Source organism: Desulfitobacterium chlororespirans DSM 11544, assembly GCF_900143285.1.
GTDB lineage: Bacteria > Bacillota > Desulfitobacteriia > Desulfitobacteriales > Desulfitobacteriaceae > Desulfitobacterium > Desulfitobacterium chlororespirans.
In genome coordinates, this window is record NZ_FRDN01000030.1 from 1 (window position 1) to 11,657 (window position 11,657).

An 11,657-nucleotide genomic window follows, 5' to 3' on the forward strand; every position below is an offset into this window, starting at 1 on the left:
GATCAAATCTGGCTTTCCCGCCGGGTTGCTTTCGGTTCGGTGGCTCGTGTTAAACCTTGCTATTCGATTCAGGATATCACGGTGCCGAGAAGTGAATTCCCCCAAGCTATTGAAGGAATCCTTAAGATCGCCAAAGAGTATGATATGATCATCGGTTTGGTGGCTCATGCCGGAGACGGCAACCTCCATCCTTTGGTGCTCTTCGATCAGCGGCATGCTGACGAAGTGGAACGGGTTCATGGTGCAGAAGGAGCCCTGAGTAAGCTGGCTGTTTCTCTGGGTGGCACTATGAGCGGGGAACACGGCATTGGTGTGGTCAAGAAAAAATATATGGATGTTGAATTTACACCGGGAGCCATGGAAGCCTTCCGTAAACTTAAGAAAACCTTTGACCCGGCTAACCGTTTTAACCCTGATAAGATTCTTTCTATCTAATTTTAGTTAGAATTTGTATAAACTCCTTGCTCCATTCTCGCATCATCTTTCACACGCCGCAATTTGAGGAGGGATTAGTTCATTTCACCCCAGATCAATAACTTAAATAATGGCTATTAAGCTTAGCCTAGCCTGTTTACCTTCTTTTCAATTAAAAAGTACAGGCTTAAGGTTCATCGCCTTAGTCCCATACTTTTATTTTATTTAGCTGATAAAAGCTAAGAAAACTACACTTATTTTAAAGGCAAGGCTGATTGACCATAATCAGTCTTACCGTCCAAAGGACGCTTTTCTCTTTGTGGGTTCTCCGCAATAGGAGTTCCAACAAAAAGTCTTCCGCTGACTGCACCACGAACTGTATTCGCAAATGTATACACCCAAAGCAGAACAAGGAGAACCGTCAAAAAAGCTGTATAACCTGAAGCAAGTGGAGTGACAAATGCAGCAGAGATCTTCTGACTGCATATAGTGTAGGCTGCCAAGGGGAAGATATAGGCCCACCAGCCCATACTAAAGGGAATCCCGCCTTTGCGAAGCTGATGTACACTGATAATTGCAATAATGCCTACGATCCAAATACCAAACCCCCATATGACCGCAGCAATAAGGTTGGCCAGATCCGTGGAAGCTAAAAGCCCCAGCTCTTGAGCATTCTTTGAAGTATCAATAATCGCGCTGACCGCCAGCCCTACTGCACTGAGAAAAATTCCGAAAGAGGGTATGGTCTCTGCAGGGGGAAGTGGATGATTGGCCAAACGGACGAAAACAATAGCGCTCATAAAGATAAAAAGGAAAAAGCCGATCCCGAATAAGGCTGTATTGATAAGGAGAACAGATACACTCCAGGAAGGATGAAGCTTCATGGTAAGCTCCAGCACAGGATTACCAATCAGGGAAACGGCCATATTGGCTATAGGAGCCATAATCCAAGAAAAATTAACCATCTCCGGCCTGGGTGTCTCTTCCGCCCGCATCATTCTAAAGGTGGTGTAAAAGGTAAAGAAAGTAACCCCGATAATAGCAATAGTCCAAAAGGTGAAAATCAAGGAAAAGGTCAGGGGCTCACTAAGATACTTGCTCCAGATGAGATAGATATTGGTTCCCAAAATTGCCGTACCTACAGGCATGGTCACAAAAAAGTTTCCTACCAAAGGATGATTCAAATCACGGTAAGCGTAAGGGAAATACTTAAACCAACGGAGCACCCAGGGTACAAGCACACAGAAATAGAGCAGACCTACTAAAGCAGCTAATATTATACTGAAAAGATGCCCCAACGGAAATGAATCCTGCCATAGAAAAAGTATATTGGCCAGACCTCCTGTACCCATGATTACTGCAAACCAGGCAGGAGCTAAATATTTAATCGGATGGTGTTCAAGCACTTAAGCGCTCCCCCTTTTCGAAACAGCGTTTCACTAAAATAGTCATGCATTTATTAGACCATAAAACCACTCTTAGTACAAGACTCAAGATACCTAAATAAGGTCTGCCAAGCTAAAAAGAAAGCCCAGGCAGATTTAATTCCGCCTGAACTCTCAGGGGTAGCAGCTTTTAGCGTTATCCTTCCACTACATTATCCATGTTCACCTTGAAAAGCTCGCCCTTCTTCATCTCAATATGCCCTGAGGCATAGGGTTCCCCTTCCATGGTAAGGTAGACTTCCGAAGCCCCATAATAATTGCCTAGCGTATTGACAATACTTTGCAGAATCATCCCTTCATATCCTGCGCCTGCATTCATTTCGGTGACAAAATTCTTAGTGAAGTCCACATAGACCCGACCATCTTGATTAAGATAAAGGCTCTTGATTTTGACATTCTCGCCAAGGAGTTTGCCATGATTGGCTGCCTGCTTTTTAAATTCATCTTCAAAGATCTGTTTGGTAATATCGTTGGTCTTAAAGGATAGTGAAACACTTGTCGTATGGACTTTCCCATCATCGATGTTGGGATAATAGGTCTTTACGTTTTGTACCAAAGGTGTGTTCTTTTCTAATTTGCTTAAGGTGGAAGTCACTTCGTAGCCGTCGGAGCCTTTATACACAGTTTTGACCAACCCTACACCGGGAGCATAGTAGTCCATAATTGTATTATCCTTACCCTCTGTCGTCACTTCTATAACTTTGTAGGTTCCGGCAGGAGTTGAAAGGTCCATATCCACATTGGTGATGGTGCGTTTACGGTTATCTGCCAAGGTCCAGGACGTACCTTTAGTCAAGGGCTCTTTCAGAAGAACTTCCCCATTGCTGTTAAGTTTGGAGCTCTGGGTCAGATCTTCCCGGTAATAGGTTTCTCCTTGAGCTAAAAGCTGTATCATCTGACCGGCGTTGAGTCCCAGCACGCGAACTGTCTCTGTCCCTCCGTTGTTCGTCCTCAACTGCACCTTGTCTCCTTTGAAGTAATCCACATAGGTGGTAAAGGAGGCATATTCATTGCTCTGTCCTTCGTACACGTATTTAGTGTTCCCCTGGTAAGCAAGGAAATTCGCGAGCACATCCTCTTGTGCCGGCTGTTCATTGTTATTTGGTGGTTCATTAGAGGGATTGTTCTGATTTGTACCACACCCTCCTAAGAAGACCAGCGATAAGAGAACAGAAAATACTCCCATCATTAAGGCGCGTTTTTTCATGATTGCAACCTCCTTGTTTATGCCCATTATTGTATCATCTTAACATGGGACTCATCTCATTCTAATACTCTTTCTTATTATAACCATGCTATTAGGCTTTGACTATCTTTACTCTTATTTTCATATCTAGTGGATTCCTACATCGGTTCCTCCATATATTAATAGACTTAAATCAGCGTGCAAATCTGATACATAGAATCAAAATGGCATAACTGCGATGATAATATAAAATAAAAAGGGCATTGGAAAGTCCAAAGCCTTTTCAATGCCCTGCCCATCTTCATTTAATTTTGCTGATTTCCTTTAACTTCTTTTATCTACCCATTATCTATCCATCTGGTTTATTTTTTAAGAGTAGACATCACTGTATGAGTGGTTCCATTGATGACGGAAACTGTTCCGCTCCCCTGGTTGGTGACATAGATTCGATTGGTTTTAGAATCCACCCGAATCTCCGCAGGTGAAGCTCCTACAAGCACCGTAGCGATTACAGTATTCGTGCTTCCATCGATTACTGTGACTGTGTTGCTTCCATAGTTAGAGACGTAAACTCGACCAGTAAGAGGATTGATGCCCATTCCCTGAGGATTAATACCTACAGGAATGGTCATAATAGGTGCCCGGGTCGATTTATCCAGAACGTCCACGGAATTTCTTTCCGGATGGATTGCATAGAGCTGATTTTCCGTGGCTTTTTTTCCCTGTTCATGAATTTGCCCTGAAGATATAGGATCAACCGGGCGTACGGGATAAATTGCAGTCATTGTTCCTGATACGTTTTTTCCCCAGACTTTTAACTTCACATCTTGCGAAGTGATCATGAAGCGAAATTCCAGAGCATCAAACTGGGCATAGTGTTGAGTATCCTTGACCACACCGGAAGCTAAAGTAATGGAATCAACCACATACTCTACTTTAGTACTTCCCTGCAGATAATAGCCCCAGATTTGAATCACTGCCGGTAGGTGGCCGGTATTGCGATACCTTACAGAAAGTGTTGCGGTCTGTTTTTGCCCCGCCACAGTCGGATTCTCAATGACTCCTGTCGTCAATATCGCCATAGTCTATCCCCCTAACCATTCAGGGAAAAGCTCTCTTGCTCTCTGCTGAACGATACGAATACATTCATTATCAGGATGAAGGCTCATATTTTCTCCATGCCACCGATAGGCTATGAGAGGCTCTCGGATATAGCCGGCGGGGAAATGACGAAGAAAACGGAACCACAATTCATAGTCATGGGCCTGAGGCAACCCTTCATCAAAATATCCTACCCGTTCAAGGGCTGTGCGCCTCATCATAACAGATGAACCATTGATAAAGCATCCCCTGAGCAAATTAACTACCAGTTCTTGACGCGCGGGATAAAACTCTGAGTCTGCTGCATATTTTTTCAGCCCATTTTCATCAATAACAATAAAACTTGTATAGCAAAAACCCACCTGCGGATTAGCTTCCATCAATTGAACCTGTTTCTCCAGCTTCCCCTTTAAGAACATGTCATCAGCGCTCAGCCAGCAGATATATTCACCTGTAGCCCGCTGGAGTCCATGGTTAAGGGCATTGGGTGTCCCGCCATTGGACTTATAAATATAATTAATTCGACTTTGATAAGGCTGAAGACGTTGGGCTGTATCATCTGTGGATCCATCATCAATAACAATGATTTCTAAATTAGGATACTTTTGTCGAAGGACACTTTCTACAGCCCAGGTCACATAGCGAGCGTGATTATAGGTGGGGATAACTACACTCACTTTGGGCATGGACATTTAGCGCCCCTCCCCGTAGATTTTCTTCATCCATTCTACCGTAATGGGAATACCTTCTTCCAACAGCATCTTCGGATTGTGGCCCAAATCTCTTACGGCTTTCTGAATATCCGGCCGCTTACTCACTGTATTGTGCTTATCTTCAGGAAGATATCTGATCAATCCCGGATCTCCCTGAGTATATTTGAGCACCAGATCACTGAGTTCTCTGACGCTGCGATACTCTGTCCCCCCGATATTATAGACTTCACCAGGTTTAAAGTTATTACCCACATTGGCAATGGTCGGAATAAGATCATCCACATACATAAATACACGGTGATACCCTTCATAGACATCATAGGGTATTCCTTTAAGGGCACGATAGACGAAGAGGCAGACTACACTGCGGTAGGGGTGGTAATATTCCCCTGGCCCATAAGCATTAAAAAGTCGCAGCCGAACGATCGGAGTTTCATATCTTTTTTCAAAATTAATGATTTGCACTTCATTTGCCCATTTTGTTAAAGCGTAATCATTATGCTGAATGATAGTTTTTTGCTGAGGGAGATCTTCTGTTAATAGAGGCTCCTGAGCTTCACCATAGATTTCAGAAGAGCTGGTAAAGATGAGCTTAAAGCCCTTTTTCAGTTGCCATTCCAATATATTACGTGTTCCAATCACGTTGGTTTCCCAAAGGGTATCATAATAATGCTCACCATTAATGCGACCAAACTCTGCAGCTAAATGATAGACATAATCGTAATCCTGTTCAAATACCCGTTCTAATTGCCGGTATTTGGCAATATCTGCTCTGAAATATTTTTCCTCAGCATCATGCTGCAGGTCCACTTCCCATACTTCATGTCCCCGTTTCCTAAGTTCCTCTACCAAACGGGTACCCAGAGTTCCTTTACTCCCTGTAACCAAAACCTTTGCCATTCTCACTGCTCCTCTTTTCACTTATTTCAAGGCCTTTTCCCGCTCCAGGACAATCCAGCCCTGGAGGTCAGCCTCGTCAAACTTTTCCACAGTTTTAAAGCCGGCGGCTTCCAGTTCTTCGGGCGTGAACAGAGGATCCACTACCCATACGGTATTCCCCGCTTCTTCCAAGGCCCGGACCAGATCCACTCCACGGCTATGCTTAAGATCTTTAACTCCTGCTTTATAGCTTAAGCCTTTAATTAGGACATTTTGATGGGTGCCTACCTGCTGCAGAATTCTGTCCCGATATTCCTGGTCCGCTGTTGCCGCTCCCTCAAGCAAAGGCGAAGGGCAGACTTTCCGAAGAAAGCGCATATCTTTAGGCAGACATTCCCCACCGATACCCCAATCAGTCCCGAGGAGTTCTACATTGCTTTTGCTATTGACTGCTTTTCTCAATTCTGCGAAGTCCATTCCCTGATCTTTACAATACTGATAGAGCTCCTGGGCAAAGGCCACATCCACATAGCGCTTAACATTTTCGACCACTTTAGATAGTTCGGCAATCCGAACATCCTCTACTTCCACAAGCTGCGGTACCAAAGGTTCATAGAACTGTCTCCCCTTGTCCCGGCAGGCCTGGGTAAAAGCACCCATGACTCTTGGTGTGTCACAGACTGTCTCATCGACCCCAAACATAACCCGATGAGGCACATGAATTAAATAAACATCGTGTCCGCAGCGATAGCCTTTGCCTTCCAGATACTTGCGGACGAGTTCCATGGTCCCTGGCGGTAAAGTGGATTCAATGGAAATTAATGCTCCAGGACAAATGATCATTTCTCCTAAAGCAGCGAAGAGATTTTCGCCTTGGTCACCAGTGGACGGCGCCAACAACCAGATATCGATGCCCGTCAGTGCCCGATAATCTGTGGTCACTCGATAACCCTGACTGCGTAAATCATTGACTCGGTCGGCATCAATATCCACTCCAACTACGGAATTTGGGTATTTCTTATTAATATACGAAAAGAGATTAAAACCTATATTACCTAATCCTACGACAGCAATTTTCATATTTAGTCATCCTTCCCCTAAAGGTCATATTACATGTTATGGAATTACGTCTCTTCTTGACACTGTTTTTGCCACCTCGTCAACTCTTATGACATACACTAAAGGGTGAAGGAGGATTGAACTATGAAATTAGTTATTCCTGTATTGAGTTTGGAGACCGGGGGGACCCGTTTTATCTATCAAATTGCCAACGAAATGGTAGCTAAAGGGCATCACGTGGAAGTGGTTCTGCCGGAGCACGCTGTAGTGGCCTGGCCTCTTCGTACCCAGATCACCCGGGTCAGGGAGCTGACACCAGCCACTATCCCTGCCGGCGATTTTATTCTGCCTAATTTCTGGCCAACGGTCTTCCCCGCCTGGGGGGCCCAAAAGGGCCGGGTAGTTCGCCTTAGCCTCGGCTATGAACCCCTATGGGTCAAGGAAAAGGAAAATGCCTTAGCCACCTATCATATTGATGCTCCCATCCTTTCTATATCCCAGTGGCATAGGCAGATTATTCGCCAGGAAACCGGCCGGGACAGTACTATCATACCGGGTGGTGTCGATCTCAGTCTTTTCCACCCCCACCCTAAAAAATCCCTTATGGCCAGCACGGAGCCTACCATTGCCTATATCCTTCGTTCCAAAGAGCACGGCTACACTTGGAAAGGGAGCGATGATTTTTGGGAGGCCATCCGGATCACTGCCCAAAGTTTTCCCCACTTTACCCTCCAGGTAGTAGCACCGGAAGGAGCGGCTTACTCATCCCCTGTCCCCTACCAGCCAATCGTGGCGACGACAGATGCGGAGTTGGCACTTTTCTACGCCCAGGCAGATATTTTTGTTTCCACCTCATATTTTGAAGCTTTTGCCATGCCCCCACTGGAAGCCATGGCTTGTGGTACTGCCGTGGTTACCACAGACAATGGTGGAAATCGTGATTATGCAAAAAATGGGGAGAACTGTCTTGTCGTTCCCCCCAGCGATATTGAGCAGCTCTCCCAGGCTCTGCTTCATCTCCTGACTCAAGCACAGGAACGTCAGCGTCTGGCCCAAGCCGGACAGCATACTGCCCAGGCCTGGACTTGGCGACACTCTGCGGATCGCCTGGAGCAATTTCTCTTTCAGCTTAGCCGCAATTAATGGGGAGACTTAACGGAGCTCTTTCCATGCCAATAAAGCATCAATGGGCTTAGCATCCTTCCCGTAAGACTCTACAAAGGCCAGGTTACTCTGGTCATGAAACTGACTGAAAACTACAACCTGATAGCCCCTCTGGGTAAAATCCTCTACTTCCCAACCGGAGCGATGCTCTTGAAAGCTTTCCCCACCTAAACCGTAGTGATCCTCTGCTTTTTGCTTAAAGAAACCCCGGGGGGTGAAGACAATGACTTTTTTCGCAGCAATTCTTTCCGCTTGTGCCAAAACTTCATACCCCACACCTTTTTCCATGTGCTCGATCACATCGATCATGGAGACGCAATCCACAGATTTGGCCAGAAAGAGTTCCCCAATGCGCCGGGCATCATACTTTATGGGTAAAAAGGAAGTATTCAGCCTGGCTTTCTCAAGATAGGGGCCATGTGCATCTACACCAATCTTAATGGGGCAAGGAAACTCCTTCAGCGTTGCACCGATTCCGCAGCCAATATCTAATACGGACTGAGTATCCTTCATGAGTTCCCTTATCATTTCCAAAAAATTTTTGTTGTGAACAATTTTTACCGACATTCCAAACATCCTTCCCGTGCTTTTTTCCTTTACTTTGTTGTCAACAATGATCGCTGGTTGCAACAAACTGCATCGATGGCTGGTCTACTTGTCTATAGAGCTTACTTTATATGGTATTCACTCAGATTCAATCTGCCCCAAATTTCTCCCTTCGTCTTTACCACTTAAACTAAGGAGGACCCAAGATGAAAATCATTTTACCGGTAATGAGCCTTGAGATGGGCGGAGGAGCTCGTTTCCTGTATCACCTGGCTAATGCCCTCACGGATAAGGGACATGAAGTTGAAGTTATCATGCCCAGTAAAGGGGCCCAGGTCTGGCCCCTGCGTGCGAAATTAACCCGTGTGCCCGAATTAAGCCCGGCCAATATTCCCTATGGCGATTTTATCCTACCCAACTTCTATACCACCGTTGGAGCGGCATGGGCTTCTCAAAAAGGAAAGGTTGTTCGCCTAAGTCTTGGCTATGAACCTCTGTGGGTTCCTGACACTGAATCAGCCAAACAAAGCTATCTCATTGATGCGCCGATCTTAAGTATCTCCCAATGGCATCGTCAGCTGATCCTCCAAGAAACCGGCAGGAACAGCACCGTCATTTCCTGTGGTGTGGATCACCATATTTTCCACCCTTGTCCCAAGCGCTCTTCCCAAACAGGTCGTAAAAATATTTTTTATATCCTGCGCAATCCTGCTTTAGGGTATATCTGGAAAGGCGGAGAGGATTTTTTCAATGCCCTCTCACTTTTGAAGGGTCTTGATTTTGAAGTTACTGTAACCCTTACTGAAGCGACGCAGCTTACAGGTTCACTCCCCTGCCGTACTGTCTATGCTGCCAGCGACCAAGAAATGGCCGCCCTCTACGGTGAAGCTGATCTTTTTGTCTACAATTCTTACTTTGAAGCCTTCGGTTTACCTCCCCTTGAGGCCATGGCCTGCGGGACAGCAGTCATCACTACAGATTGTGGGGGAAGCCGGGATTATGCTCATAATGGCGAAAACTGCCTGGTTGTTCCCCCCAGTGACATTAATCAGCTTCAACAAGCACTTCACCTGCTTCTAACCCAAGATGGAGAACGCCAACGTCTGGCCTCTGCGGGGTATGCCTTTGCCCAAGCCTGGACCTGGCAACGCACTGCTGATCAGGTGGAGGCCTTTTTGTTGGCTCTCTGAGCCAATGGTTTTGACCTTAAGGGGCTGCCCGACAAGTCGGCCCCTTTTTTATGAGGATAGGTTAGTTTAAGATACGAAAAAAGAGCATCGTCGGCTACTTTAAATAAATAGCCTAGCAATGCCCTCTGGTAGCTTAATAATGGCCCATTCTTCCCTATCCCCTCAAACCTAATACTCCCTCTAAATATTTTTTATTATGAAGAATTTGAGGGTTGTCCGGACGATAATCTCTGGCGATTTCGTTGTGCTTATAAGCAAGATCGTGCATACCCAGCCGATCATAGCAAACACAAAGCTGCAGATGAGGTAAATAGGTCCAACAGGCTTCACTTTTAGGTCCCCAACTGTTCGTCGGCCTTTCAAGTTCTGACGCCAGTTTATACCAGAAAATCGCTTGCTGGTATTTCCCTGCATTTAAGTGATTAAAACCAATTCGGCAGCAAAATTCTGCTCTGGGGGTATCATAATCAAAAGATTTATAGAGGTAGGCCTGGGCCTTGGCCGAATCTCCCAGTATTTTATAGATATCGGCTAGTTTTCCGCAAGCCGAGATATCATCTTCTACCCATCCCTTCCCCGTATTAAGGAACTTTTCATAATACTCGACAGCCTTTTCATATTGCTTATGGTCATAAAGTTCGTTGGCAAAATAATAAAGATCCCTTGGTGTGAATTCTTCCCCTTGTTCCAAACGCTTTTCATAAATGCGCAAATTGCGCTCAGAATCATGCTCCTCTGATTTATGAGCTATGGCAATATCGCTATTCATAATATTGCCGCTGACCTCTAGATACTCATGAACTGCCCCTTTCCAGCGAAAATTCTTGCCTCGCCGAACTAACCGATTCCTTCTCAGCGTGAACGTTGGATTTTCTGATGAGTCAAAAGCCAGCATGTAATGCATATTGACCACATCAATGGAAGGGTCCAAGTTCTTCTTTAAATCATGAAATTTGAGGCAGTCCGGCTCTAAGATGACATCATCTGCATCCAACCAGAGAAGATATTCTTTGGTCCCAAGGCTAAAGGCATAATTCCGAGCTGCCGCAAAATCATCGATCCAAACAAAGTCGAAAATTTTATCCGTATACCTGGCGACAATTTCCTTAGTACGATCTGTAGAACCTGTGTCCACAATAATGATTTCGTCGGCAATATCGCATAAAGAATCTAAACAGCGCGCAATTGTCTTTTCCTCATTACGCACGATCATGCACAAGCTGATAGAAATAGGGTTTTCAGGCATATTTCTCCTCCCCTAATGATAAAATCTTCTTTTGGATAAAAAGGGAATCCGCTTATTGGATTCCCTTTTCTACCACTGTCAGCGTCTTAGTCAAGTTTAAGCAGACTCAATTGAGCTCCGACTGCCGATGTGAAAAAGCATAACTATCTGATTTTATTCTATGCCAAGGCCCGCGCTGACATATCCCGCAACCGTTCCTCCTGCTACAAGGCCACCTCCAGTGACGCTGGCCACGAGAAGCAGACGCGTTTGCCCGGTGACCGGGATGCTCAGACCCGTCGCAATTCCATTGAAGGTATCCCCAACAGCAATCGTGCCGGTAATTGTAATATCGACCACAGCTCCTGGCACGGGGCTGAAAACATCATCCGGAGACGGTGAGCTGTACAGCTGAACGGTGTAGGTCAAGGGGGCAAGCAACGCCAGCGCAGCTGTTGCACTGAGATATGCGGCCAGTGACGTGATCACGCCGTCCCGTGGCATGGAAAATGCATAGTTGGTCTGGCCGCTGAGGTCAATAGTGGCACCCAGAATCGTCAATGATTGGGTGGAGGACCCGAATCCGATCAATCCAGGCAGACCTACGAGTCCACCCGCAAGAGTGGTGACTGCCAGGGGCGCTCCCGATGAGAATGGAATAACGGCTCCGCCGCCAGTAGCCCCGGTTGCTCCGGTCTCACCTGTGGCCCCGGTTGCTCCTGTGGCTCCTGTATC

At 45.8% G+C, this 11,657-nt stretch carries 12 protein-coding genes; 3 read left to right on the top strand and 9 right to left on the bottom strand.

Annotation, left to right across the window (positions count from 1 at the left end; translation table 11 throughout):
• A partial coding sequence (locus BUA14_RS27000; protein ID WP_282433402.1) for an FAD-linked oxidase C-terminal domain-containing protein occupies positions 1-435 on the top strand: 435 nt, incomplete at its 5' end.
• A 233-nt stretch (positions 436-668) separates the two neighbouring features.
• On the opposite strand, the gene BUA14_RS27005 is transcribed toward BUA14_RS27000, so the two are convergent.
• The 6 genes from BUA14_RS27005 to BUA14_RS27030 form a co-directional block, all read right to left on the bottom strand.
• Positions 669-1,820, bottom strand: coding sequence for a TDT family transporter (locus tag BUA14_RS27005; RefSeq protein ID WP_072775418.1), 1,152 nt, complete (start codon positions 1,818-1,820; stop codon positions 669-671).
• Between the two features lie 175 nt (positions 1,821-1,995).
• A complete protein-coding gene (locus BUA14_RS27010) occupies positions 1,996-3,066 on the bottom strand; it encodes a GerMN domain-containing protein (protein WP_072775419.1) in 1,071 nt (356 codons plus the stop codon).
• A gap of 341 nt (positions 3,067-3,407) precedes the next feature.
• Positions 3,408-4,127, bottom strand: a complete 720-nt coding sequence (locus BUA14_RS27015) for a YncE family protein (RefSeq protein WP_072775420.1) — start codon at positions 4,125-4,127, stop codon at positions 3,408-3,410.
• Between the two features lie 3 nt (positions 4,128-4,130).
• Entirely contained in the window at positions 4,131-4,838 is a 708-nt protein-coding gene (locus tag BUA14_RS27020) for a glycosyltransferase (RefSeq protein ID WP_005807848.1), read from the bottom strand.
• The gene (locus tag BUA14_RS27025) at positions 4,839-5,759 is read right to left on the bottom strand and encodes an NAD-dependent epimerase/dehydratase family protein (protein ID WP_011461825.1); all 921 of its coding nucleotides are present in this window, start codon (positions 5,757-5,759) and stop codon (positions 4,839-4,841) included.
• Positions 5,760-5,780: 21 nt separating this feature from the next.
• Complete coding sequence (locus tag BUA14_RS27030) at positions 5,781-6,818, bottom strand: UDP binding domain-containing protein (protein ID WP_072775421.1); 1,038 nt, start codon at positions 6,816-6,818, stop codon at positions 5,781-5,783.
• A 123-nt stretch (positions 6,819-6,941) separates the two neighbouring features.
• On the opposite strand from BUA14_RS27030, the gene BUA14_RS27035 reads away from it, so the two are divergent.
• Positions 6,942-7,940, top strand: coding sequence for a glycosyltransferase family 4 protein (locus BUA14_RS27035; protein WP_072775422.1), 999 nt, complete (start codon positions 6,942-6,944; stop codon positions 7,938-7,940).
• Between the two features lie 9 nt (positions 7,941-7,949).
• Here BUA14_RS27035 and BUA14_RS27040 read toward each other — a convergent pair whose 3' ends face one another.
• Positions 7,950-8,528 (bottom strand): class I SAM-dependent methyltransferase, encoded by a 579-nt coding sequence (locus BUA14_RS27040; RefSeq protein ID WP_072775423.1) that lies wholly within the window; start codon positions 8,526-8,528, stop codon positions 7,950-7,952.
• A 185-nt stretch (positions 8,529-8,713) separates the two neighbouring features.
• Here BUA14_RS27040 and BUA14_RS27045 point away from each other — a divergent pair, with 185 nt between their 5' ends.
• Positions 8,714-9,697: a glycosyltransferase family 4 protein gene (locus tag BUA14_RS27045; RefSeq protein WP_072775424.1), complete on the top strand. Its 984-nt coding sequence runs from the start codon at positions 8,714-8,716 to the stop codon at positions 9,695-9,697.
• 154 nt (positions 9,698-9,851) lie between these two features.
• Here BUA14_RS27045 and BUA14_RS27050 read toward each other — a convergent pair whose 3' ends face one another.
• Both BUA14_RS27050 and BUA14_RS27055 read right to left on the bottom strand, forming a co-directional pair.
• Positions 9,852-10,943, bottom strand: a complete 1,092-nt coding sequence (locus tag BUA14_RS27050; RefSeq protein WP_072775425.1) for a tetratricopeptide repeat-containing glycosyltransferase family 2 protein — start codon at positions 10,941-10,943, stop codon at positions 9,852-9,854.
• A gap of 153 nt (positions 10,944-11,096) precedes the next feature.
• Positions 11,097-11,657 (bottom strand): exosporium glycoprotein BclB-related protein (locus BUA14_RS27055; protein ID WP_282433403.1); only part of this gene is annotated, 561 nt, incomplete at its 5' end.

Excerpts from the sequence above, each read along its gene's own strand:
- BUA14_RS27010 (WP_072775419.1), bottom strand. The coding sequence starts at position 3,066 with ATGAAAAAACGCGCCTTAATGATGGGAGTATTTTCTGTTCTCTTATCG.
- BUA14_RS27015 (WP_072775420.1), bottom strand. The coding sequence starts at position 4,127 with ATGGCGATATTGACGACAGGAGTCATTGAGAATCCGACTGTGGCGGGG.
- BUA14_RS27020 (WP_005807848.1), bottom strand. The coding sequence starts at position 4,838 with ATGTCCATGCCCAAAGTGAGTGTAGTTATCCCCACCTATAATCACGCT.
- BUA14_RS27025 (WP_011461825.1), bottom strand. The coding sequence starts at position 5,759 with ATGGCAAAGGTTTTGGTTACAGGGAGTAAAGGAACTCTGGGTACCCGT.
- BUA14_RS27030 (WP_072775421.1), bottom strand. The coding sequence starts at position 6,818 with ATGAAAATTGCTGTCGTAGGATTAGGTAATATAGGTTTTAATCTCTTT.
- BUA14_RS27035 (WP_072775422.1), top strand. The coding sequence starts at position 6,942 with ATGAAATTAGTTATTCCTGTATTGAGTTTGGAGACCGGGGGGACCCGT.
- BUA14_RS27040 (WP_072775423.1), bottom strand. The coding sequence starts at position 8,528 with ATGTCGGTAAAAATTGTTCACAACAAAAATTTTTTGGAAATGATAAGG.
- BUA14_RS27045 (WP_072775424.1), top strand. The coding sequence starts at position 8,714 with ATGAAAATCATTTTACCGGTAATGAGCCTTGAGATGGGCGGAGGAGCT.
- BUA14_RS27050 (WP_072775425.1), bottom strand. The coding sequence starts at position 10,943 with ATGCCTGAAAACCCTATTTCTATCAGCTTGTGCATGATCGTGCGTAAT.